The organism is Marinobacter psychrophilus, assembly GCF_001043175.1.
Taxonomy (GTDB): domain Bacteria; phylum Pseudomonadota; class Gammaproteobacteria; order Pseudomonadales; family Oleiphilaceae; genus Marinobacter; species Marinobacter psychrophilus.
In genome coordinates, this window is the sequence record NZ_CP011494.1 from 277,303 (window position 1) to 299,665 (window position 22,363).

The window sequence follows — 22,363 nt, forward strand, 5'->3', positions numbered from 1 at the left end:
TGAAATCCAAAGATTATTCGGAGGCTACTTTGCGTGGGCTGGAAGTCAGTTTCGATAACCTCCCCGGCGCAAGCCGGGGAGCAATAACAAAGTCCGGGGTCAGAGTTTGCAGCCGCGCGCCGGGTCTTCCAGTGCTTCGGCGGCAATGCTTTGAACCACGTTTACGCCATCTTTCACTTCGCGCAGGTAAATGTTCTGAATCGGGTTGTGGGCTTTTGAGAACGTGAATGCGCCTCTGGGGCTATCGATGGTAAGGCCCTCCATGGTGCTGATGACGGCCTGTTTGTCAGAGATGTCACCCTTCAAAAGATTGACGGTGTTGGTGATCGCTTGTCCCGCGTCGTAGCCTTGAACGGCATAGATGTCGGGGTAGTGCCCGTATTCCGTGTTGAAGGCCTCGCGAAACTCGTGGTTTTTGGGAATATCAAGTTGCTCGGCGTAGTGAAGACCCGTCATAACGCCTTCCGCTGCGTCGCCTTGGGCTGTCAAGGTTCCCTCGGTGAGGAAGCCGGAGCCCATCAGCGGGATTTTTCCGCGCAGCCCCATGGCATCAAAGTCCTTCACGAACTTGATGGCGCCACCACCGGCAAAGAAGGTGAATACTGCATCAGGATTCTGGTCTGCAATGTCGCTAACGTTAGGTTGGAAGTTCGTCGACGGGAAGGGCAATAAGACCTTTTTGACTATCTCACCACCACCGGCGGTAAAGGACTCTTCAAACGCATCCAGGCTCTCTTGGCCCATGCCATAGTTCCAGCTAATGGCGTAAACTTTCTTGTAGCCTTTTTCTAGGGCGATTTTGCCCATCGGGTAAGATGGCTGCCAAGAAGAAAAGGACGTGCGGAAAATATTTGGTGAGCACAGTGGGCCGGTTGCGGCTGCTGAGCCGGCGTTTGGGATGATCATGATGGTGTCTTTGCCTCGCAGCATTTTGATCATGCCCATGGCCACGCCCGAGTGAACAGGGCCAATTACAAAATCCGCCTCATGTTGATTCAACAAAGAAGACGCCAGTTCAGGCGCTCGCGACGGCTTGGCTTCGGTATCCAGTTCAACAAATTCTATAGGTGAACCGTGCAATTCTGAGGCTTTTTCCTTCAGTGCCAGTTTCAGACCGTCGCGGCCAGCTTCGCCGAGCTGTGCATAGATACCGCTAAAGGGGAGCATAAGGCCAATTTTTATCGGATCTCCAGCAGCAGCAAGGGCAGAGGTCGAAAGCCCTGCGCAAAGAGTTGTCGCCAGTATAGCGCGGGCTAGGGTTTTGGTTCTGTTCATCTGTGCACCTCAGATTATTGTTGTGGGTATCATGATTAGAGGCGTGAAAGCGATGTAGAAATATCCGTTTTCTGCACAGCGGTGTCCGGTGCTTGCAGGGCATCATTGGCACGTTGAATTTTGGGCAGTTGGCCAATAAAAAATGCGAAAAGCCGGAGAAGCTCTTCGCGCAATTGTAGATCTTTAGCTCTGAGACAGACCTTTAACAAGGATTGATCCGGTATCAGGTCTGTAATCAGAACGGGTACTGTATTCCTTCTTCCATCACGCTTATCCATTGACTGGTGGTGAATTCCTCGATATTGGCACGGCATGTTAGTCTACTGCGCTGAGGTCCGTGTAAAGTTGACGGGTGAGGTTGCGCTGAACCTGCAACCGGTCAGTAATTCCCTGCACCACTCCCATGCGAGCCACCGCTCCGGCCTGAATATCCTTCATTGCCTGCAGCGCTTCGCCCGACTGGCTTAGGCACTGGTTGCACGACTCCCGGATTCTATCCATGCCGTTGCCAGCCTCGACCGAGGTTGTATTGAGGCTGTTAGCGATGGCGCGAATACTCTCGCTAGATTCGTTAGCGCGCACCGCCAGATTGCGCACTTCGTCGGCGACCACGGCAAAACCACGACCGTGTTCCCCTGCGCGAGCGGCCTCAATGGAGGCATTCAAAGCCAACAGGTTGGTCTGTTTTGCAATGTCTTGAATGTTACCCACGATGCTTCCAATCTCTCCGGACTGCTTGCCAAGCTGGGTGAAGACCTCATCAATGCGACTCATGAAGTTGACGAGTTCTCGGATAGAGGCCTCGGATTCGGAAATGCAGTTCGCGCTTTGGGCTACCTTGGTGCCAGACGCTTTCGCGAGTTTTCCGGCCTCGTCCATTTCCTCAAGTATGACCTCTACGTTGCTGCGCAGGTCATTCAGGTGGCTGACCAGCATGGGATCTGGTGATTCCAAAGTTGTGGGCGAAGCTTGTATCTCTGGCTCTTGTATAGGTTCGGGTATCGGTTCCGGGGCAGGCGCTTGTTCTCGGATGGTAACCGTCACTGGCTTCAGTTTGGCGCAGAGTGTCAGCGCGGTGGCGGCCAGACCGAGGGTCAGGGCTGCGAGAATGACCTGGATCGAATCGTCAGCTATGACCAGCAGCGCAGCGGAGCTGGCAATTGCTAGAATAAGTACTCCGCAGACCAGAGACTTGGAAGGCCTGGGGTTAGAGATTTCCGGTTCGAGGACGACGGTATTGGTCATGATTTTGTTTCCGCTGGGCAAGAATTCGCATCGTGGAGGAATGCTAAAGCTTTTTGCACGAAAATCCTGTCCGCGGAGTGCAGAGATTTGTCCTTATTCTGAAAAGGGAGATTAAAAGGCGGAAGCCAGACCTCGGACGATGAGATCTGACTTCAGGGCTGGCGGTCAGGCCAAGTTTTCAAACAGAATTTGATTAAGCTTTTCCGGACATTCCACGGAGGGCACGTGACCAACCCGCGCCAGGATGACTGGCGCGGCGGCGCCGCTGAATTGGGCTAGAGCTTGCAGTGCCTCTGGCGGTGTCGCGACATCGTCGGTTCCGCCCACCAGTACCAAGGGGGCGCGATGGTTTTGCAATTTTTCTCTGAAATCACACTGGCCCAACATTTCGCATAGCAACGCATAGCTCCGTTTATCGCCGCGCCCCATAACTACGCGCCAGCCTTCTACCAAAGCTGGCTGCTGATCACAGGCGGCAGGGCCAAACCAGCGTGGCACGATGTCTACCGCCATAGTATTAAGGCCGAATTTCATAACACTCGCCGAGCGGCTGCTCCAGGCCTCAGGCGTGCCGATCACGGCACCGGTGTTAGTTAGCGTGGTGGAGATCAACCGGTCTGAATGCTGGCTGACGAGCTGCTGGCCAATCACGCCGCCAATAGATGTGCCGATAAAGTGGAAGCTCTCAGCGCCAGCAACTGCGGTCAGCGCCAGTGCTTCCTGTGCCAGGTCTTCCGGGGTGATTTGGCTGGAATCTTCCGGCCAGGCACTGCTCGCACCGTGTCCCGGCAGGTCCCAGGTCAGTACCCGGAATTTGCCTAGCAATGTTGACAGCATGTCGTCCCATACCCCCTGGGTCATACCCAGGGGGTGCGCCATGAGCAGCATCGGTTTCGCGCTATCACCTAACAAACGATAACAGATCGTGCGGCCGTTGTGTTTGAGAAATGCCATGTGCTCTCCTTACTTTAGTCTGTTTTAGGCCCGTTCGATGAGTGTAGCAATACCCTGGCCGACACCTACACACATGGTGCAGATGGCGTAACGGCCATTGGTGCGTTGGAGCTGATGGGCCGCTGTCAGTAATAACCGGGCGCCGGACATGCCAAGAGGGTGTCCTAGGGCAATGGCCCCGCCGTTCGGGTTCACCCGTGGATCGTCATCGGCGACGCCCAGTTCACGCAGCACCGCGAGGCCTTGGGCGGCAAAGGCTTCGTTCAGTTCGATCACGTCGATGTCATTGATGCTGATGCCGTGCTTCGCCAGCAGTTTGCGAACGGCGGGCACCGGGCCAATGCCCATCACGCATGGCTCCACGCCGGCCGTGGCCATGCCCAGGATGCGAGCCATTGGCTTCAGCCCATGGGCCTTAACTGCGCGCTCGCTAGCGACCAGCATAGCGGCGGCGCCGTCGTTCACACCGGAGGCATTGCCAGCGGTGACGCTGCCACCTTCACGAAACGGTGTAGGCAGGGCGGCCAGTTTTTTCAGGGTGGTGCTGCGAAGGTGCTCGTCGGTGTCGAACACCAGCGCTTCTTGCTTGCCACGCGGAATGCTAATGGCAACGATTTCTTCGGCGAAGATACCTCGTTCTTGTGCAGTAGCCGCTTTTTGCTGCGAGCGCAGAGCGAATAAATCTTGTTCTTCGCGTGTCACATTGAACTGCTCTGCCACATTTTCGGCTGTTTCGGGCATTGCGTCGGTGCCGTACTGGTTCTGCATCAGCGGGTTAACAAAGCGCCAGCCAATGGTTGTATCTTCAATGCGTTGGTTCCGCGAAAACGCAGAGTCGGCTTTGCCCATTACGTAGGGCGCGCGCGACATAGACTCCACTCCGCCCGCCAGCACAAGTTCCATTTCATCGGCGCGGATAGCGCGAAAAGCGGTGCCTACGGCATCCATACCCGAGCCGCAGAGCCGATTCATTGTAGTGCCGGGAACAGATGTGGGTAAGCCAGCGAGCAAGGCGGACATTCTTGCCACATTGCGGTTGTCTTCACCGGCTTGGTTGGCACACCCCATGATCACTTCGTCGATGGCAGCTGGGTCCAGGTCAGGAGCCTGGTTGAGGATGGCCTTAAAAATATCAGCGGCCAGATTATCTGGCCGAACACTGGCAAGTGTTCCACCGAAGCGGCCGATGGCGGAGCGGCGCGGATGGCACAGGAATACGTCAGTCATGTTGTTTTCTCATTGCTGGCCGGCATGATGGGCATGGGTGCGAGCTTTGAGGTCACGTAAGACTTTTAGCTCTCTGGCTGTTGGTTCCGGTGTTGTTTTGACGTCGTCTGCGAAGCGGACGTTCCAGCCCGTAGCATCAATAACATCTTTTCGGGTAACTGATGGATGGAGGGAGGTAACCACCAGCTCTTTGGTTTCCGGGTCTGGTTTAAGAATGCACAGATCGGTAATGACAACGGTTGGGCCTTGGCCGATGTTAGGCACGTTATCCCGGGCTTTTCCGTCACGGCCAAAGCCAACGGTTGTTACGAAGTCGACGTCTTTGACAAACGTGCGTTTGGAGTGTTTTACCGTAACGAACACTTCTTGTGCATTTGTTGCAATTTCTGGTGCGCCGCCGCCGCCGGGCAATCGAACCTTGGGTTCGCGATAGTCGCCGATCAGGGTCGTGTTGAGGTTGGCATAGCGGTCGATTTGGGCGGTGCCCAGAAAGCCAACGCTGATGTGTCCGCCCTGTAGCCAGTAGCGGAACATTTCAGGCACCGATACCGTTGTAAGCGCAGACTCACACAGCTCGCCGTCACCGATCGATAGGGGTAGCACATCGGGTTTGGTTTGTAACGTGCCGGATTCGTAGATTAAAGTAACATCCGGCGCGTGCGTCAGCCTTGCCAGGTTGGAGGCTTCACTGGGTACTCCGATGCCGACAAAACAGGTCATGCTGTTATTTAGAGCACGAGCGGCAGTGACGCTCATCATCTCCGAAGAGGTAAATTCAAGACTCATCACGCAACTCCTTTTTCAAACACATTGTCGTTTAGCCAGGCAGTAAAGGTGTCACGATCACGTGCAATGGTGTCCCACTCCTTGTAGAAAGCGTTGTCGCGGTCATAATATCCCAGCGCGTAGGAAGGGCTGGCGCCTCCCGGTGCCTCCACAATGGCTGTGATAGCCCACGATGGAATAACGCAGGCATTCACTCCGGCGCCTAGATCATCCACAATTTCTTCAACGGTCACGATGCTGCGTTTGGCGGCTAAAACCACTTCCTTCTGGATACCGATAATTCCCTCGACCAACACGTTGCCCTTATGGTCGGCACGCTGGGCGTGAATCACCCCCACATCCGGACGAATGGCGGGCACGGCGGCCAGGCGCTCACCAGTGAACGGACATTCGATGAATTTGATCTGATCGTTCACCTTCGGTAAGTCACTGCCAATGTAGCCTCGCATAACGGCCAGCGGGAGTCCGGCGGCACCGGCTTCATAAGCGCAGGCCATGGCGGCATGACTGTGTTCCAGAATTTCCAGTTTGTTCGGCCAGCTCTTTTCTACCGCGTCTCGAAGACGGTGGAGCGAGCCAACACCGGGGTTGCCGCCCCAGGAAAAAATAAGTTTTTTGGCGCAGCCGGCGCCTATCATCTGGTCATAAACCAAATCTGGTGTCATACGAATTAGCGTAAGGTCACGTTTGCCTTGGCGGATGACCTCGTGGCCTGCTGCGAATGGGATCAGGTGTGTGAAACCCTCCAAACAGACCGTATCGCCGTTGCTTATGTGGCGACTCACGGCCTCCTGAAGGGAGAGAAATTCAGCCATGACACTATCTCCAATGTGGTTTCTATAAGTTCGTTATGCGAATATATGTTTTATATGTGAACATGATTGCTTGAAGATTTTGCCGCCGTCAAGTATAAATTTTCACCAGATGGAAAAGCGCACGGATGTTCGGCCACCGAACTAGCTGCTAAGATATGCGGCAAGTTTGTCTTTTGAGCTATGAGGTAGAAGAAATGAACGATCAGGTTCTCAAGTCCGGTGACAGAGACTATGTTGGCGCGCTCGCCTCCGGGCTGGCGGTTTTACAGGCTTTCGATGCTGAGCGCTGCCGTATGACCCTCAGCGAAGTGGCAACCCGAACCGGGATGGACCGAGCCAAGGCGCGACGTTTACTGCTGACTCTTCATGCTCTAGGGTTTGTAAAGCGAAACGGCAGGCAGTTTGAGCTGACGCCCCGGGTGCTGGAACTTGGCTACGCCTACCAGGCATCGAATCAGTATCGAGTTGTTATTCAGCAGCAACTTGAAGACATAACCGAAGAGCTTGGCGAGTCCTCATCGCTGGCGGTGTTGGACGCTGACGATGTGGTCTATGTCGTTCGTTCGTCGGCACGGCACCGGTTGATGGCCATTACACTTTCCGTCGGTACTCGCTTGCCGGCGGTCTACACCTCCATGGGGCGTGTACTGTTGGCACAATTGTCGGAAGCTGATGTGGGAGCTTTCTTCGAGCGCGTAAAACTAGAAGCGTTTACGGCATTCTCAATAACGAACCCTGCTGCTCTAAAACAGGAAATTGACAGAGTTCGCAAAAATGGTTATGCCATAGTAGATCAGGAGCTGGATTCAGGGCTCCGTTCCGTTGCGGTGCCGGTTTTTGCGAGAAGTGGCGAATTACTCGGGGCTATTAATATCAGTACCAACGCAGCTCGGGTAGATATGGCAAGGCTTGCGGATGTGTATCTTCCCCGGTTACAGGAAGCAGCCGCTGCTGTGAGCAAAATGGCGCACTGAAATGGCAGGCACTTTAACTACGGATAGCGTCCGGCAAGCCGATTTTCTACTAGTTCTGCTAAAATCGTATTGGCTAGCCGCATGACCGAGTTTGGATTCTCACCTTGCCGACGAGAAGCAATCACCGGGACATTGATGTTGTCGTCTTCAAGGGACATGTAGACGACGCCTTCTCGCTGCAGTCGCTTAACCTGTTCCGGCACCAGAGTAAATCCCATATCTGAGGCCACCAATGACAGAGCTGTTTGCAAGTCATTAACTCGCTGTATCACATTGATGCGCAAGCCGCGTCTGTGAAACAGCCCTTGAGTTAGTTCCGTAAAGTTTGGGCCGACACTGGAGGGGAAGGCAATCATCGGCCATTCCGATAGCTCTGTCATAGACGGCGGGTGCCGTGTGATCGGGCTACCTGCAGGTACGGCGGCGATCAGTGGTTCATCAAAGAGCAGTTCTTGCTCTACATCCGGGTCTTCAATGCGTACTCGACCGAAGCCGATATCGATCTTGCCGGCTTTGAGCGCGTCGACTTGTTCCTGTGTTTTCATTTCATGCAGGATAATTTCGAGATTCTTGTTACGACGCAGGCGCCTCACCATTAGCGGTAGCTGCCCATAAAATACAGAGGGTACAAATCCGATTGCGAATACGGTTTTTCGATTTTCGGCAATTCGCCTAGTGTCGTTCACCGCGGCATTTGCTTTATCCAAAATTTGTCGCGCCTGCTCCAAAAAGTAGACACCGCCGGTGGTTAACTCAAGGCCGCGAGGCTTGCGAATGAACAATTCCGCACCTATCTCCTGTTCCAGCTGTTTGATCGCCCGGGTTAGTGGTGGCTGGGCGATAAAAAGCTTTTCCGCCGCCCGAGTGAAATTCAAGCCTTCTGCAACGGCCACAAAATAGCGCAAGTGTCTAAGTTCCACTCATACCCCCAGGGTATCGGTTGTTACTTAATCAATATTGGTTGATGTTCGTAAAACTGCGTACGTTAGTGATCAAAGGTTCTTTCACTTGCGATTCGGAGAGCACATGTCCGCAGCCATTCAGTCCATCGAGGCCATTTTGGTCGATATCCCGACCATTAGGCCGCACAAGCTATCTATGACAACTATGGGTGTTCAAACCATGGTAATTGTGCGAATCAAGGATAGCGCTGGCCTTGAGGGATTGGGTGAAGCCACGACGATTGGCGGTCTTGCTTACGGGCCTGAAAGCCCAGAAAGTGTGAAACTTACCATCGACACCTATTTCAAGCCACTTCTGATTGATCAGCCGGCGGATGCAATCAATACCTTAAGGGTAAGGCTGAATTGCGCCGTTCGCGGAAACAACCTTGCCAAGTCGGCCATTGAAACTGCGCTGCTAGACATGCAAGGCAAGCGACTGAGCCGCCCGCTTTGTGATTTGTTGGGTGGTGCCCTGCATCAGCATATTCCGGTTCTGTGGACTTTGGCCAGTGGCGATACCGAAAAAGATATAGAGGAGGCGCACAGCATTCTGGCCCAAAATCGCCACCGCGATTTCAAGTTGAAAATTGGTTCCCGCGCTTTGATGGACGACGTCCGCCATGTGGCCGCCATTAAAGAAGCCGTTGGTGACCGTGCCAGTGTTCGTGTGGATGTAAACCAAGCGTGGGATGAAGCAACAGCCGTTAAGGGAATGGCTGAATTACAAGCTGCGGGCATAGATTTGGTTGAACAGCCTACCCCAATGAAAGATTTTGCTGCGCTGGTGCGGCTGTCCAAGAAATTTCACATCCCGATTTTGGCAGATGAATCTGTTGCCGATGCTAAAGACATGTTCGCACTTGCAGCCGCAGGGTTCTCAGGTGCGGTAGCCATGAAAATCGCAAAAGCGGGCGGTCCAGCGCGTGCGTTAGAGCAGGCAATGGTTGCGCAGGCTTCTGGCATCGGCCTTTACGGCGGCACATTGCTGGAAGGAACGATTGGTAGCGCTGCGTCATTGCACGCCTGGTCGACCCTGGAAACCCTGCATTGGGGAACTGAAATGTTTGGTCCGCTGTTGATGAGAGACGACATCGTCGTCACGCCACTGAACTTTCATGACAACGGTGTCGATTTGCCGTCAGGTCCGGGCCTGGGTGTCGAAATCGACGAAGACAAACTGACACATTACAGACGTAAATAATCACACCGCAAGACGACGAAGTGGAGAATCTGACATGTTGTTTAAAGTCGAAATGAAAGTGAACTTGCCGACCGATATGCCGGCTGATATCGCGGCCGACATCAAATTCCGTGAAAAGGCGTATGCCCAGCGTCTGCAAGAGAATGGCAAGTGGCGTCATTTGTGGCGGGTGGCCGGTAGTTACGCAAATGTGAGTATTTTTGACGTTGCGGACAACACCGAGTTGCAGGATCTGATCAGCAATCTTCCGCTATTTCCTTACATGGACATAGCCGTTGCCCCTTTGTGCCGCCATCCGTCTTCAGTTCGTGACGACGACAGCTGATTGGGTGCATTCGTTATCGGCGCCAAGCTTTATTGTTTGGGCAAACCACAACATGTTGCGTATTGAAAAAAAGCTTTGAGCAACAAAAACAAAAGAATGAGGAAATCACAATGACCGTCAAAATTATGCAATCCGATGAAGTTAAAGCGCTGTTGGGCAAAGTTGCCGGCTTCGACATGAACGGTGGCAACGAACGTACGAAAAAAATCGTTCACCGCGTTATGCACGATATTTTCCAGATCGTTGAGGACTTTGACGTCACACCGGAAGAATTCTGGAGCGCGGTTTACTACGTGGGTGAGTTGGGTGCCAACGGTGAAGCTGCCTTGCTGGCGCCAGGCTTGGGGATGGACCGTTATCTCGACATTCGCCAAGACGCTGAAGACGAACAGGCCGGCCTGGCCGGAGGCACTCCACGTACGATTGAAGGACCTCTGTACGTTGCAGGCGCCCCGGTCAGCGACAGCTTTTCCCGTATGGACGATGGTTCCGACACAGAGGCCGAGATTGTTCTGATTAAGGGGCAAGTTACCGACGAAAACGGTGTGCCGCTGGCCCAAGCTGTTGTCGATATCTGGCACGCAGACACCAAAGGCGCCTATTCCTATTTTGATCAGTCGCAAAGTGAGTACAACCTGCGTCGCCGCATTACCACCGATGCGGAAGGCCGTTACGCAGCGCAAAGCATTATGCCTTCGGGTTACGGTTGCCCACCGGAAGGCTCCACTCAGAAGCTGCTGAATCATCTTGGCCGTCACGGCCAGCGGCCGGCACACATTCACTATTTTGTGTCTAAACCGGGTTATAAGCACCTGACCACGCAAATCAACATTGCCGGCGACAAGTACACCTACGACGATTTCGCCTTTGCAACCCGCGAAGAGCTGGTGGTCACGGCCAATCAGGTCGAGCAGTCAGAAACCGCATGTCAGCACGGTGTTAGCGGGCCGGTCACCGAAGTTGAATTTAATGTGACTCTGGTCGCTACAGACAAGCCTGAACTTCAGGCGCGCCACGCACGTTTGCGCGCCCTTGAATCAGCTGCAGTCTGAGTTTTATTCAAGGTCAATTGGAGCCTAATGATATGAATAATAAATTTGAGAAACTCGCCGACAAGGTTCGCAATGCTGTTGTTGCAGATCCGGCTGCCGGCCGTTATCAGTGCGATCGCGGCATTTTTACCGACCGCGAACTGTTTGATCTTGAGATGAAGTACATCTATGAAGGCAACTGGGTGTATCTGGCTCATGAAAGTCAGATTTCAGAGCCGGGTGATTACTACACGGTAACTGTGGGCCGCCAGCCAGTGGTGATCACCCGTACCAAAGACAATGAGCTCAAGGCAATCCTGAACACCTGTTCGCATCGTGGTGCCGTGCTGTGCCGCAAAAAGCGTGGTAACAAGGCGTCCTTTACCTGCCCATTCCATGGTTGGACATTCCGTAACGACGGCGAACTGTTAAAAGCCAAAGATCAGAAAAAAGGCGGATACCCGGAACAGTTTAATACCGACGGTTCGCACGATTTGAAGCAGATGGCCAAGTTCGGCAACTATCGTGGTTTCCTGTTTGGCAGCTTGAGTGCAGACGTACTTCCTCTTGAAGAGCATCTGGGTGAAACCACCAAGATTATCGATAATATTGTAGACCAGTCTGAAGACGGCCTCGAAATCCTGCGTGGCAGCTCAACCTATACTTATGAAGGTAACTGGAAGATGACGGCAGAAAACGGTGCCGACGGTTATCACGTTGGTACGGTGCACTGGAACTACCTGTCTACCATGGGGCAGCGAAACTACGATAAGGGCGGTACGGAAGCAGTTGACGCCAAAAGTTGGTCAGCTGATGGTGGATTCTATTCTTTCGAGCAAGGTCACATGATGCTGTGGACTCGCTTGCTGAACCCGGAAGTTCGACCGATCTTTGGTCAGTTAGAACGACTGGAAAAAACTTACGGCAAAGACCGCGCAGACTCTATTGTGCGAACAACGAAAAACCTGTGCCTGTATCCGAACGTCTATCTGATGGATCAGTTTTCGACGCAAATTCGCGTGACTAGGCCTATCGACGTTAATAAGACTGAAGTGACCATATATGCCTTCGGGCCAAAAAACGAAGCGGCCGATCTGCGCGCTAAACGTATTCGCCAGTATGAAGACTTCTTCAACGTAACGGGTATGGGTACCCCAGATGATCTAGAAGAGTTCCGCGCCTGCCAGAACGGTTATGAAGCCACAGATATGCGTTGGAACGATTTAAGCCGCGGTGCAGCGCACTGGATTGACGGCCCAGACGACAACGCAAATAAGATTAACTTGAAGCCCACGATGAGCGGCGCAAGGCCTGACGATGAAGGCTTGTATGTGAATCATTACAAACATTGGCAGGTTGAAATGCTTCGCGCTATTGAAGCCGAAAGCGCTCGTTTCATTCCGGTTATGTCAGAGGAAACGTCGGTATGAGCCTGAGCCACCACGATATCGAACAATTTATCATCCGCGAGACGCGTTTTCTGGACGATCGCGATTGGAGCAATTGGTTGGCGTGCTATCACGAAGACGCGACTTATTGGATGCCCGCGTGGGACGACAATGACGAGCTCACGGAAGATCCACAGAGCGAGATCTCGCTGATCTACTATCCCAACAAAGAAGGTCTGGAAGACCGGATTTACCGGATCGAGACCGAGCGCTCTGGAGCAAGCTCCATGCCAGAGCCGCGCACTACTCATTTTATCAGCAATCTGGAAGTGCTGTCTCAGGACGATAATAAAGTGACGCTACGGTTTAACTGGCTGACGAAAGCTTACCGTTATAAAAAGTCAGCGGAATTTTTTGGAACGTCTTTTTACACCTTGGACGTCACCGGCGAGCAACCGCTAATCCGCGAGAAACGGATTGTTTTGAACAACGACTGCATCAATCAGGTGCTCGACGTATATCACCTGTAGTGGATGGGGAACGCATCACAATGAGTTACAACATCGCACTTAACTTCGAAGATGGCGTGACACGGTTTGTGTCCTGCAACGAAGGCGAAACTGTCTTGGACGCGGCTTACCGCGCTCAGATAAACCTACCGATGGACTGTTCTGATGGCGTATGTGGCACCTGTAAAGGTGCTTGCCATCAGGGGAAGTTTGACATGGGTGAAGAGTACCTTGATGAAGCGCTGTCTGGGAGCGAGGCCGAACAGGGCATGGTGCTGACCTGCCAGATGATACCCTCCAGCGACTGCGTGGTAGAAGTGCCCGTTGCTTCGAGCATGTGCAAAACCGGTAATGCTCAGGTTGCGGGCACCGTAGCCGAGGTGAACCTGATTTCGCCGACGTCGATTGAATTGAAGATTACCGCGGATGAGGATCTGGCATTCTTGCCCGGCCAATACGTCAACATAAAAATTCCGGGCACGGAAGAAACCCGCGCGTATTCTTTTAGTTCAAATCCTGGTAGCCGAGATCTTAGCTTTCTGATTCGAAACATTCCGGGTGGTCTGATGAGTTCTTGGCTGGTTGGCAAAGCGCGCACTGGTGACAAGGTCGCTTTGACTGGCCCCATGGGCAGTTTTTACCTGCGTCCTATCGAACGTCCGGTGCTTATGCTTGCGGGCGGCACCGGCTTAGCGCCTTTCCTGGCCAAACTTGAATATATGAAGGCCAAAGGAAGTAAAACACCGACACATCTGATTTACGGCGTCAGTAATGATGATGACCTGGTGTACTTGAGTGCACTGGATCAATTTGTTCAAGAGCTGAAAGGCTTTAGCTATGTGACCTGTGTGTCCGGAGCAGAAAGTGATCATCCGCGTAAGGGTTACGTAACCCACCACATAGATGATACGTCGCTCAACGAAGGTGATGTCGATGTCTACCTTTGTGGGCCACCTCCGATGGTCGATTCGGTGCTCGGATTTTTCCGTGAAAAAGGTATCAAGCCGAACTCTTTCCACTACGAAAAATTCACAGCGAGCGCGCCTGGACCTGTAGAGAAAGTGGCATGAATGCCCGCTTCACAAATAAGGTGATTGTGGTTACCGGTTCGGCCCAAGGCATTGGCAAACGTGTTGCCGAGCGGGCAGCCGCCGAAGGCGCCAGCTTGCTATTGGTAGATATTGCGGATTACGTGCATGACGTTGCCGCTGAATTGCGTGAGCAAGGCGCGAGTGCAGTTTCCATCCAGACCAACCTAGAGACTTGGGTCGGCGCCGAAAAAATTATGGCAGAGGCCCAAGAACACTTCGGTCGCATTGACATTCTGATCAACAATGTGGGTGGTACAATTTGGGCTCAGCCTTTTGACCAATACACTCCTGAGCAGATTGAAAAAGAAATTCAACGCTCACTATTCACTACGCTGTGGTGTTGCCGTGCTGTTCTGCCTTATATGCTGGAGCAGAAGGGCGGGGTGATTGTAAATGTATCATCGGTGGCGACCCGCGGGCTTATGCGCGTTCCTTATGGAGCGGCTAAAGGCGGAGTGAATGCCATGACCGTGAATATGGCGTTTGAGTACGCGGAGCACAACATTCGCGTCAATGCCGCAGCACCGGGCGGCACTGAAGCGCCTCCACGCCTGACCCCGCGGAACAATGATGAGCAAAGTGAGCAAGACAAAGCCTGGTATCAGACTCTGATTGACCAGACAAAGGCGACCAGTTTAATGAAACGCTACGGTACGCTGGATGAACAGGCAGATCCTATTCTGTTTCTAGCATCGGATGCCGCCAGTTACATCACTGGAACAATACTTCCAATAGCGGGCGGCGACCTAGGTTGATGTAGATATTATCGCCCTTAGTGATGAGCTGATTAAAGCACCTATACTTCCCGGGTTGGACATTTAGTCATGCCTTTTTTGGCCCCCACTTCTGTGCGAGGGCCTTTTTTTGTGAACCGAATCTACAACAATTAACAATGGATTCAAGCCTATGTCCAAATTTCTAAAAGATATCTCTATGCCAGCTGTGGTTGCGGGCTTCCTCGCTGTACTTGTGTCCTATTCAGGGCCACTGGCTATCTTTTTCCAGGCTGGTGAAAGCTCCGGTATTTCGCCAGACATGATGACGTCTTGGGTGTGGGCTATTTCGGTAGGGGCGGCCGTGTCAGGAATTGTTTTGTCCTTGTGGCTAAAAGTGCCGGTGATTACAGCGTGGTCTGCGCCCGGAACCGCTCTGCTTGTGTCGCTGTTTCCCGAGCTGTCACTGAATGAAGCTGTTGGTGCTTATATTACAGCAGCTATTATCATCTTTATTATTGGTGTTTCTGGCACTTTTGATGCGTTTGTACGAATTATTCCGAAGGGCATCGCGGCTGGCATGATGGCGGGCATTATTTTCCAATTCGGCGTAGGCGCTTTTACGGCTATTGAGTCTACGCCGGCCTTGGCCGTTGGAATGTTGTTATTTTATGTTGTATTTCGCCGCTTTGTTCCAAAATATACATTGGTTTTGCTGTTAGTGGTTGGCGTCATTCTAGCTGTGGTTTTGGAAGGTGCATCACTGTCGGGCGTACGCTGGGGTATGGCGTTGCCGCAATACATTCAGCCCGAATGGACGATTGCATCTACGCTCAGCCTTGCGATTCCGCTGGTACTCGTCAGCCTGAGTGGACAGTTTTTGCCAGGCATGGCAATTATTCAGGGTGCGGGCTATTCCATAAAAGCGAAGCCGGTTATCACCGTTACCAGCCTAGCATCGCTACCGATGGCCTTTTTTGGTGGTATCACCATTGTGGTGGCGGCCATTACAGCGGCTATCTGTACCGGAAAAGACGTTCACTCAGACCCGTCACGGCGGTATGTCGCCGGTGTTTTTAACGGTTTTTTTATCTGGTCGGTGGTCTGTTCGCCGGCACTATCGTCAGCCTTTTCACCTCCTTGCCTTCCGCATTTGTTGCGGTGCTTGCGGGCCTGGCGCTGCTCGGCGCGATCGCCGGAAACTTGTTCACGGCTATGGAAAATGCCGGCGATCGCGAGGCTTCGCTGATTACATTTATCGTAACGGCATCGGGTATGTCTTTATATGGCCTGTCTTCTGCTTTTTGGGGCGTGGTTATCGGCTACGCCTGCCATCTGATATTAAGTCAAAACCTTGCTCGTGTTCAGCAAAAGGACAAATAAATAGGCCTATTTTGTTATACACATGATCAGCTCAGCTGGTGTTAGCGAATTAACGATCGGTCAGCTTTATTTCGATGCGGCGGTTTTCTTGTAAGGCTGCTGGTGTTGTTCCGTCAGCAACCGGGAAAAACTCACCAAAACCCGCCGCAACCATGCGGTTTTGCGGCACGCTCTGATCGGCCAGGTAGCGCACTACCGCGACCGCGCGAGCGGTTGAGAGCTCCCAGTTGGAAGGGAATTGCGGTGTGTTGATGGGAATTCGATCGGTATGGCCATCAATGCGCAGAATCCACTCAAGATCTGCGGGAATGGTTTCAACCACATCCAGAAGAACTCCGGCAAGCTTGTCGAGTTCGCGTTTGCCTTCCGCGCCGAGAAGAGCCGAACCGGAAGCGAACAGCAATTCGGATGGCAGCAGGAATCGATCGCCGACTATGCGGATGTTTTTATTGGCAGCCAGAAGGTCTCTTAACCGTGAGAAAAATTCAGACTGGTACTGCTCCAACTGGTTGATCCGCTCTGCCAGTAGTGTGTTCAGGCGCCGGCTGACATTTTCCAGCTCGTCTTCCTTATCAACGGTCATTTCTTTTTGCAGTCTAAGTGCAGCGGTTATCTGTCGCAGTTGGTTTTGAAGCGACGCAATCTGATTGGACAGTCTCATGATCATGGTCTGCTGGCTGTTGGAAAGCTCATCCTTGTTTTCCAGCTTTTGGTTCATACCCGCCAGATTTTCAGCTCGGGCTTCGGCATCGGCGGTTTGCCGCATTAATTGGTCGCGAGACGCTTCCAGCCGTTGCTCTAGGTCTTCGTTCTCGGCCAGGCTATCGCTAAAGCTGTTTTGAACGATGAGCATTTGCTGTTCCAGAGCGGCCGTTGTGTTCTGTTCCAGGCCCAATAATTGTGACAGTTCGCTTAGCCGCAGGTTCAGCCGGGCCAGTTCGGAATTGCGGTCAGACAGTGTCTGCGCCAGAAAAAGCTGGCTTACCACGTAAATCAGCAACATGAATATTACCAGCATCAGCAGCGCCGAGAGGGCGTCTACGTACCCCGGCCACACGTTGGTGGTGCTTCGGCTACGGCGTCTGGACCCAATCATCGCTGGCGTTCATTGCTGGTGAACGGGTCCAGCAGGTTGGTAACGCCGGTCAGCCATTCTTCCAACCCGTCATAGAACCGGTTTTGGGCATGGCCGGCCTGAATATCAAGAAAACCGAGTATCAGGGAGCCACCAAGGCCAAACAGTGATGAGCTGAAGGCTGTGCCCATACCCTGCAAGGGCGTTAGCAGCCCGGCTTGGAGGTCTGCAAACACCTTACTTAAATCACCTTGGCCCATGTCCAGGTTTGTAATCACCGCACCCACCGCATTGATGGTGCCCAGTAAACCCCAGAAGGTGCCGAGAAGCCCCAGAAAAACCAAAAGGTTGATAAAGTAACGGGTGATCTCACGCTGCTCATCCATACGGGAATGAATGCCATCCAGAACCGTCCGTAGTGACATGGTAGAGAGCGTAAAACGGTCACGTTTGGAATCTTCGCCCAGCTGCCTGGCCAGCGGCTTGAGCAAGCGGGGTTCTTCCAGCACTGACAGGCCTGATTGGCCAGTGCGGAACTGGGAAATCCAGCGCAGTTCGGGAAACAATACGAACACCTGACGATAGGTGAGGCCGATGCCAATAATGAGTACGCAAAGAATCAACAGGTTGAAAACCCAGTTGGCCATGAAGGCGGTTATCAGCGGTTGGTGAATCAATACGCCGACGGCGGCGACAATCGCCAGAAAAAACGTCATCCAGAAAAGGGTATGCCTTGGATTGCTCATGAAAAAAATCACCCTGTTGAGATTTTCCTCAAAACGTTAGCACAGACTGGCAGATGTTAATGCTTAATTGGCGGGAAATTATGGGAGTGAAGATTCCCCGGCAAGGCAAAATGCCAAGCCAGGGCTGGGCATTACGAGTTTTAGCCTTCGAGAAGGGTCTGCACCACAGCTTTGGCCGCGCCTTCGGAGGAAGCCGGGTTCTGGCCGGTGATCAGTTTGCCGTCAACCACCACATAAGGTGCCCAGTCGTCGCCACAGCTGTAATCGCCGGCGTTCTCTTTCAACATGTCTTCCACCAGAAAAGGCACCAGTTTGGTCAGCTGAACCGCTTCTTCCTCGGAATTGGAAAAGCCGGTGACTTTTCGACCGCCGACGATATTCTGGTTGGGCTTCACTTCTACGTTTTTGAACACGCCAGGCGCATGGCAAACCGCGCTGATGACTTTATCCTGCTCGTAAGCGCTTTTGATCAGCGCTATGGAATGCTTGTCGTTGGCCAAATCCCAAAGCGGGCCATGGCCGCCGGGGTAAAAGATGGCGTCGTAATCGTTCATGTCCACGTCGGCAAGTTTGCGAGTGCTGGCCAGAGACTCTTTACAGTGTGCATCCTCTGAAAAGCGCTTTGTGGTCTCTGTTAAGGCACCTTCGGCTTCGCTGGCCGGATCGACCGGCGGCTGGCCGCCTTTAGGCGAAGCAATAGTAATGTGAGCGCCGGCGTCTTTGAATACGTAATAAGGAGCGGTGAACTCTTCCAGCCAGAAACCGGTTTTTTTGCCGGTATCGCCGAGTTGATCGTGAGACGTCAAAACTATCAGGATATTCATAAACATCCGCCCTTGGTAAGCAATAAGTGAGTTACGGTGTGTTATCCGTATAACAATAGTTTGTGCCATAACGGCGCGAATTCAACCTGAGAGAGTTTTAATCATGATGCCGGATTCCAATGACCTGTGGTTTTTACCCCTTGGTGGCACCGGCGAGATTGGCATGAACCTGAATTTGTATGGTCACGACGGCCGTTGGCTCATGGTGGACTGCGGTGTGACCTTCCCAAAACCGGGTCGTTTGGCGGCAGACGGCAGCATGCACCATCACGGCGAACCGCCGGTACAAATGGCAGACCCCGCATTTATCGCCGAACGCCGCGAAACACTCTGTGGCCTGGTGATTACCCACGCCCACGAAGACCACGTGGGTGCCGTGCCTTACCTTTGGCCATTGTTGCAATGCCCGATTTACACCAACCGCTTTACCGCAGAGATTTTGCGTCGCAAATTGGCCGAGTTCAACATGCTGCACCGGGTTCCCATTGTGGTGATGGAAACCAATGATCGGCGTCAAATCGGGCCTTTCAACGTGCAATGGTTGGCGTTAACCCATTCCATACCCGATCCCAACGCGCTGATGATTCGCACGCCGGTGGGCAATATTTTCCATAGCGGCGACTGGAAGCTGGACGACCAGCCGCTGATTGGCCATGGCTATAGCAAACAGACATTCACGGATTTGGCGATTGAGGGCGTAGCTGCCATGGTGTGTGATTCCACCAACGCGACGGTCAAGGGCCATTCGGTGTCTGAAGGCGCCCTGCACAAAGGTCTTTTAAGTGCGGTGAAGACCGCGGAGGGCCGTGTGGTGGTGGCGTGTTTTGGCAGCAACATTGCTCGTCTGCATACTTTGGCGGCGGTTGCCCGCGAGACCGGGCGCTATATGGGATTGCTTGGCCGTTCGCTGGTGAATATGAGTTCGGCCGCCAAAGCCGCAGGCCTGTGGCACAATGCCGACGAGTTAATCAACCCTGCCCACTTGGGGTACTTGCCGCCACACGAGGTGTTGGTGGTGGCGACGGGTAGCCAGGGCGAGCCGCGCACGGCCTTGCGCCGTCTGGCCAATGGCAGTCACCCCGATGTTGAACTGGAAGCCGGTGACACGGTGATTTTCAGCGCCCGCGCTATTCCCGGTAATGAAGAGTTGATTGCAGCGTTGATCGGCCAACTGCAGGGAATGGGGGTTAAGGTTATTACTGCCGAGCAGTGCGACCTACCGATACACGCGTCTGGCCATCCGGCGCAGGAGGAGCTTGAGGCGATGTATCGCTGGGTTCAGCCCGCCATTGCCATTCCGGTGCACGGGGAAGAGGAGCACATGGCCGTTCACGCACGGTTGGCAAAGCAAACCGGTGTACCCAAAACCCTGGTAGGACGCAACGGCGACTTGTTCATGATTCGCCCGGTGCCCGGCATGCGTCGTCAAATTACCGAAACAGGGCGCCTTGGTTGGCTCAAGCAGGCGTTGGTGCGAGTGGTTTAGGTACCATGAGCAATCTTGATGCACGCATGGTGTTCCTTTCTTGGTTGGCATCTATATCAGTTTGCAAGGCACTTGTGGGCGCTCGCAGTCTGGCTGTTCGCTTGCTATCTGGATAGACTGCTTCTAGATCTTGCGAATACAAAAATACTCACTCACACAAGGCGCAAATCGTGGCGATATGGATTCGGATTCCGACCAAAGAAGATTTGCTCAAGAGCTGCCAGAACACTGCTATTAGCCACATGGGCATCGAATTTTTGGAAGTAGGTGACGATTTTATTAAGGGTCGTATGCCCGTTGACGAGCGCACTGTTCAGCCTTTTGGCGTTCTGCACGGTGGCTCCTCGGTTCTGCTGGCCGAGACCTTGGGTAGCATGGCTGCTAACTACTGCCTGCGAGATCAGGGTACCGTGGCGGTGGGCCTTGAAATCAATGCGAACCATCTTCGCTCCGTCACCAACGGCTGGGTTTACGGCACTGCGACAGCGATTCATCTTGGCAGCACTACCCAGGTATGGGACATAGTGATTGAAAACGAACAAGGTAAAAAAACCTGCGTTTCCCGCCTGACCATGGCCGTTACCAGGGCTCGCTAAGCCTGCCTGTTACATCCAGGCCCATTGCCTGCGCCCGGCGGCTAATCGAAGCTGGGCATTTCTGGCTTGGCCTGCGGCTTGTCCGCTGCCTGCCAGGCTTCAAAACCGCCTTCTATAATCTGCACATTCCTATAGCCCAATTCTTGTAAAGCCTTGGCTGCCAAAGCCGAGCGTCCTGAGTTCTTGCAGTAAAGCACAATGCCCAGACCACGGTTATCCAGTGCGGGGTCGTTGCTGAATTTGAACTAGAGCAAACCACGGGAAATATTCATGGCGTGGGGAATATGGCTTTGGCGGTACTCGTCGCCATCGCGGACGTCAATCAGCAAATCTGCATTCTGGATAGCTTCATCGGCATTGGCCAGTGGCGTTTCCTGAATGTGTAATTTGGCCTCGGCGACAAGGTTGTGAACGGTTTTCATGGTGAATCCTCGTTTTGGAATAAGGTTATTCTAAAATTGAAATAATCGATATTGTGCCACTTTTATCCTTGTAACTCAAAGTGCGCCTGACTCCAAAAAATTTGGGTTAATTCCATAGTTGTTGCAGCCGGCGTGTTTGGCCTGGTGCTGGCTGCGAAACACTTTGCCGCTGTCCAAAACACTCAGTATCGGGCAGCGCCCTTGCGGGTCGAGATCCGCGCTACGGTGAAAATTCAGAGCCTGACTATACTAAATAACAGGTTTACGCCGTGTAGCTAACGAGGACAGTACTATGGCCAAACGGATTGTTATTTGCGCAGACGGCACCTGGAACAGGCCAGAAGAAGACCTGCAACAGGATTTTCCAACCAGCGTTTTGCGGTTGGCCAGAGCGATAATGCCTATCGCAGCGGACGGCCTGCCACAGCAGGTGTTTTATGACTGGGGCATAGGTTCGTATCATAACGCACTGATTGGCGGAGTAACGGGCCAGGGCCTGCACAAGAACATTCTGGATGGCTATCGCTACCTGGTTCAGAACTACGCCCCGGGTGACGAAATCTATTTGTTCGGTTTTAGTCGCGGGGCTTACACCTTGCGGGCGCTGTGTGGGCTGATTAACAACTGCGGCATTCTCAAACGGGTAGACGCAGCGCGCATTCAGCAGGGATTTGAACACTACAAAAAGTCAGGAAAAGACTACGCTCCTGAAGGCGCGCAGTCTTTGGCTTTTCGCGCAGCGCACAGCCATCCGTCTCGGCAGGTTCGTTTTGTTGGCGTGTGGGATACGGTCGGTGCCCTGGGTGTGCCTTTTTCCCTGATGGGTCTGTTTGACAGAAAAGACGAATTCTACGACACCAAACTGGGTAGTAACGTGAGTTTTGCCCGCCACGCGCTGGCCATTGACGAGCGCCGTGAAGACTTTGAACCGACGCTCTGGTTGCCACGGCCTAAGCTGGACTTGCAACAGGTATGGTTTGCCGGCTCCCACAGCGATATTGGCGGTGGTTACGGGCCAGATGACAAGGGCTTGTGTGCCGCGGACTCGCCGCTTGAATGGATGTTAAAAGAAGCAGAGGCTACGGGCCTGGGGGTGGAAAACCACCTGGTTGAAGCGCTCAATCCGAGCGCCAGCGCCAAGCTACATAATTCGCGACGTCATGTGTTTCGTTTTGCCCGGCCATTAATTCGGCCTTTGCAGGTGCCAGACATCAAAACCCGACTTCACGAGTCGGTTGGCGAACGCTGGCGGCAAGATTCGGATTACCGGCCGCCAAACCTGAAAATAGTTGGCTTTGCAGGCTAAGCACTTTATCGTACGACTAAAATTAACGTATGGTTATACATTAAGGA

The 22,363-nt window shown here is 53.1% G+C and carries 22 protein-coding genes and 2 pseudogenes; 12 read left to right on the forward strand and 12 right to left on the reverse strand.

Features of this window, described 5'->3' with window-relative positions:
• Positions 1-99: 99 nt before the first annotated feature.
• The 7 genes from ABA45_RS01185 to ABA45_RS01210 all read right to left on the reverse strand — a co-directional run bounded on the left by ABA45_RS01185 (position 100) and on the right by ABA45_RS01210 (position 6,302).
• Entirely contained in the window at positions 100-1,275 is a 1,176-nt protein-coding gene (locus ABA45_RS01185) for an ABC transporter substrate-binding protein (protein ID WP_048383764.1), read from the reverse strand.
• 35 nt (positions 1,276-1,310) lie between these two features.
• A complete protein-coding gene (locus tag ABA45_RS18820) occupies positions 1,311-1,553 on the reverse strand; it encodes a hypothetical protein (RefSeq protein ID WP_157035510.1) in 243 nt (80 codons plus the stop codon).
• A gap of 37 nt (positions 1,554-1,590) precedes the next feature.
• Complete coding sequence (locus ABA45_RS19645; RefSeq protein WP_048383766.1) at positions 1,591-2,520, reverse strand: methyl-accepting chemotaxis protein; 930 nt, start codon at positions 2,518-2,520, stop codon at positions 1,591-1,593.
• 165 nt (positions 2,521-2,685) lie between these two features.
• On the reverse strand, positions 2,686-3,474 hold the full coding sequence (locus ABA45_RS01195; protein WP_048383776.1) for an alpha/beta fold hydrolase: 789 nt from the start codon (positions 3,472-3,474) through the stop codon (positions 2,686-2,688).
• A 24-nt stretch (positions 3,475-3,498) separates the two neighbouring features.
• Positions 3,499-4,701: a 3-oxoadipyl-CoA thiolase gene (gene pcaF, locus ABA45_RS01200; RefSeq protein WP_048383787.1), complete on the reverse strand. Its 1,203-nt coding sequence runs from the start codon at positions 4,699-4,701 to the stop codon at positions 3,499-3,501.
• A gap of 9 nt (positions 4,702-4,710) precedes the next feature.
• Positions 4,711-5,487: a CoA-transferase subunit beta gene (locus ABA45_RS01205; RefSeq protein WP_048383796.1), complete on the reverse strand. Its 777-nt coding sequence runs from the start codon at positions 5,485-5,487 to the stop codon at positions 4,711-4,713.
• Positions 5,487-6,302 carry a CoA transferase subunit A gene (locus ABA45_RS01210; protein ID WP_048383804.1) on the reverse strand — a complete coding sequence of 272 codons (816 nt, stop codon included), beginning with the start codon at positions 6,300-6,302 and terminating at the stop codon, positions 5,487-5,489. The genes ABA45_RS01205 and ABA45_RS01210 overlap by 1 nt, the downstream gene beginning before the upstream one ends.
• 194 nt (positions 6,303-6,496) lie before the next feature.
• Between ABA45_RS01210 and ABA45_RS01215 the strand changes: the two genes are divergently transcribed.
• Positions 6,497-7,276 (forward strand): IclR family transcriptional regulator domain-containing protein, encoded by a 780-nt coding sequence (locus ABA45_RS01215; protein WP_048388546.1) that lies wholly within the window; start codon positions 6,497-6,499, stop codon positions 7,274-7,276.
• Between the two features lie 17 nt (positions 7,277-7,293).
• Here ABA45_RS01215 and ABA45_RS01220 read toward each other — a convergent pair whose 3' ends face one another.
• Positions 7,294-8,196, reverse strand: coding sequence for a LysR family transcriptional regulator (locus tag ABA45_RS01220; RefSeq protein WP_048383814.1), 903 nt, complete (start codon positions 8,194-8,196; stop codon positions 7,294-7,296).
• A gap of 106 nt (positions 8,197-8,302) precedes the next feature.
• Between ABA45_RS01220 and ABA45_RS01225 the strand changes: the two genes are divergently transcribed.
• The 8 genes and pseudogenes from ABA45_RS01225 (at position 8,303) to ABA45_RS01260 (ending at position 15,861) form a co-directional block, all read left to right on the forward strand.
• Positions 8,303-9,421 carry a muconate/chloromuconate family cycloisomerase gene (locus ABA45_RS01225; protein WP_048383815.1) on the forward strand — a complete coding sequence of 373 codons (1,119 nt, stop codon included), beginning with the start codon at positions 8,303-8,305 and terminating at the stop codon, positions 9,419-9,421.
• Positions 9,422-9,455: 34 nt separating this feature from the next.
• Positions 9,456-9,746 carry a muconolactone Delta-isomerase gene (gene catC / locus ABA45_RS01230; protein WP_048383816.1) on the forward strand — a complete coding sequence of 97 codons (291 nt, stop codon included), beginning with the start codon at positions 9,456-9,458 and terminating at the stop codon, positions 9,744-9,746.
• A 110-nt stretch (positions 9,747-9,856) separates the two neighbouring features.
• Complete coding sequence (catA, locus tag ABA45_RS01235) at positions 9,857-10,798, forward strand: catechol 1,2-dioxygenase (RefSeq protein ID WP_048383817.1); 942 nt, start codon at positions 9,857-9,859, stop codon at positions 10,796-10,798.
• 32 nt (positions 10,799-10,830) lie between these two features.
• Positions 10,831-12,207, forward strand: coding sequence for a Rieske 2Fe-2S domain-containing protein (locus tag ABA45_RS01240; protein ID WP_048383819.1), 1,377 nt, complete (start codon positions 10,831-10,833; stop codon positions 12,205-12,207).
• Complete coding sequence (gene benB, locus ABA45_RS01245; protein ID WP_048383821.1) at positions 12,204-12,695, forward strand: benzoate 1,2-dioxygenase small subunit; 492 nt, start codon at positions 12,204-12,206, stop codon at positions 12,693-12,695. Before ABA45_RS01240 ends, benB begins: the two co-directional genes overlap by 4 nt.
• Before the next feature lie 20 nt (positions 12,696-12,715).
• The gene (gene benC, locus ABA45_RS01250) at positions 12,716-13,744 is read left to right on the forward strand and encodes a benzoate 1,2-dioxygenase electron transfer component BenC (RefSeq protein ID WP_048383823.1); all 1,029 of its coding nucleotides are present in this window, start codon (positions 12,716-12,718) and stop codon (positions 13,742-13,744) included.
• A complete protein-coding gene (benD, locus tag ABA45_RS01255) occupies positions 13,741-14,520 on the forward strand; it encodes a benzoate diol dehydrogenase BenD (RefSeq protein ID WP_048383825.1) in 780 nt (259 codons plus the stop codon). Before benC ends, benD begins: the two co-directional genes overlap by 4 nt.
• Before the next feature lie 178 nt (positions 14,521-14,698).
• Positions 14,699-15,861, forward strand: a pseudogene (locus ABA45_RS01260) (benzoate/H(+) symporter BenE family transporter).
• Between the two features lie 49 nt (positions 15,862-15,910).
• Here ABA45_RS01260 and ABA45_RS01265 read toward each other — a convergent pair.
• From ABA45_RS01265 to ABA45_RS01275, 3 genes are all read right to left on the reverse strand, one after another.
• Positions 15,911-16,957, reverse strand: a complete 1,047-nt coding sequence (locus ABA45_RS01265; protein ID WP_048383826.1) for a peptidoglycan -binding protein — start codon at positions 16,955-16,957, stop codon at positions 15,911-15,913.
• A complete protein-coding gene (locus ABA45_RS01270; protein WP_048388548.1) occupies positions 16,954-17,682 on the reverse strand; it encodes a MotA/TolQ/ExbB proton channel family protein in 729 nt (242 codons plus the stop codon). The genes ABA45_RS01265 and ABA45_RS01270 overlap by 4 nt, the downstream gene beginning before the upstream one ends.
• Positions 17,683-17,822: 140 nt before the next feature.
• Positions 17,823-18,506, reverse strand: a complete 684-nt coding sequence (locus tag ABA45_RS01275) for a type 1 glutamine amidotransferase domain-containing protein (RefSeq protein WP_048383828.1) — start codon at positions 18,504-18,506, stop codon at positions 17,823-17,825.
• A 103-nt stretch (positions 18,507-18,609) separates the two neighbouring features.
• Between ABA45_RS01275 and ABA45_RS01280 the strand changes: the two genes are divergently transcribed.
• Positions 18,610-19,992, forward strand: coding sequence for a ribonuclease J (locus ABA45_RS01280; RefSeq protein WP_048383830.1), 1,383 nt, complete (start codon positions 18,610-18,612; stop codon positions 19,990-19,992).
• 170 nt (positions 19,993-20,162) lie between these two features.
• Positions 20,163-20,588 (forward strand): hotdog fold thioesterase, encoded by a 426-nt coding sequence (locus ABA45_RS01285; RefSeq protein WP_048383832.1) that lies wholly within the window; start codon positions 20,163-20,165, stop codon positions 20,586-20,588.
• Positions 20,589-20,629: 41 nt separating this feature from the next.
• Here ABA45_RS01285 and ABA45_RS01290 read toward each other — a convergent pair.
• Positions 20,630-21,010 (reverse strand): annotated as a pseudogene (locus ABA45_RS01290) (rhodanese-like domain-containing protein).
• A gap of 292 nt (positions 21,011-21,302) precedes the next feature.
• On the opposite strand from ABA45_RS01290, the gene ABA45_RS01295 reads away from it, so the two are divergent.
• Positions 21,303-22,316 (forward strand): DUF2235 domain-containing protein, encoded by a 1,014-nt coding sequence (locus ABA45_RS01295; protein ID WP_048383834.1) that lies wholly within the window; start codon positions 21,303-21,305, stop codon positions 22,314-22,316.
• The last annotated feature ends 47 nt before the right edge of the window (positions 22,317-22,363 follow it).

Coding starts and splice junctions, on each gene's coding strand:
- ABA45_RS01270 (WP_048388548.1), bottom strand. CDS start 17,682: ATGAGCAATCCAAGGCATACCCTTTTCTGGATGACGTTTTTTCTGGCG.
- benC (WP_048383823.1), top strand. CDS start 12,716: ATGAGTTACAACATCGCACTTAACTTCGAAGATGGCGTGACACGGTTT.
- catC (WP_048383816.1), top strand. CDS start 9,456: ATGTTGTTTAAAGTCGAAATGAAAGTGAACTTGCCGACCGATATGCCG.
- ABA45_RS01295 (WP_048383834.1), top strand. CDS start 21,303: ATGGCCAAACGGATTGTTATTTGCGCAGACGGCACCTGGAACAGGCCA.
- ABA45_RS18820 (WP_157035510.1), bottom strand. CDS start 1,553: ATGGATAAGCGTGATGGAAGAAGGAATACAGTACCCGTTCTGATTACA.
- catA (WP_048383817.1), top strand. CDS start 9,857: ATGACCGTCAAAATTATGCAATCCGATGAAGTTAAAGCGCTGTTGGGC.
- ABA45_RS01280 (WP_048383830.1), top strand. CDS start 18,610: ATGATGCCGGATTCCAATGACCTGTGGTTTTTACCCCTTGGTGGCACC.
- benB (WP_048383821.1), top strand. CDS start 12,204: ATGAGCCTGAGCCACCACGATATCGAACAATTTATCATCCGCGAGACG.
- benD (WP_048383825.1), top strand. CDS start 13,741: ATGAATGCCCGCTTCACAAATAAGGTGATTGTGGTTACCGGTTCGGCC.
- ABA45_RS01210 (WP_048383804.1), bottom strand. CDS start 6,302: ATGGCTGAATTTCTCTCCCTTCAGGAGGCCGTGAGTCGCCACATAAGC.
- ABA45_RS01265 (WP_048383826.1), bottom strand. CDS start 16,957: ATGATTGGGTCCAGACGCCGTAGCCGAAGCACCACCAACGTGTGGCCG.
- ABA45_RS01195 (WP_048383776.1), bottom strand. CDS start 3,474: ATGGCATTTCTCAAACACAACGGCCGCACGATCTGTTATCGTTTGTTA.
- ABA45_RS01205 (WP_048383796.1), bottom strand. CDS start 5,487: ATGAGTCTTGAATTTACCTCTTCGGAGATGATGAGCGTCACTGCCGCT.
- ABA45_RS01240 (WP_048383819.1), top strand. CDS start 10,831: ATGAATAATAAATTTGAGAAACTCGCCGACAAGGTTCGCAATGCTGTT.
- ABA45_RS01275 (WP_048383828.1), bottom strand. CDS start 18,506: ATGAATATCCTGATAGTTTTGACGTCTCACGATCAACTCGGCGATACC.
- ABA45_RS01185 (WP_048383764.1), bottom strand. CDS start 1,275: ATGAACAGAACCAAAACCCTAGCCCGCGCTATACTGGCGACAACTCTT.
- ABA45_RS01225 (WP_048383815.1), top strand. CDS start 8,303: ATGTCCGCAGCCATTCAGTCCATCGAGGCCATTTTGGTCGATATCCCG.
- pcaF (WP_048383787.1), bottom strand. CDS start 4,701: ATGACTGACGTATTCCTGTGCCATCCGCGCCGCTCCGCCATCGGCCGC.
- ABA45_RS01215 (WP_048388546.1), top strand. CDS start 6,497: ATGAACGATCAGGTTCTCAAGTCCGGTGACAGAGACTATGTTGGCGCG.
- ABA45_RS19645 (WP_048383766.1), bottom strand. CDS start 2,520: ATGACCAATACCGTCGTCCTCGAACCGGAAATCTCTAACCCCAGGCCT.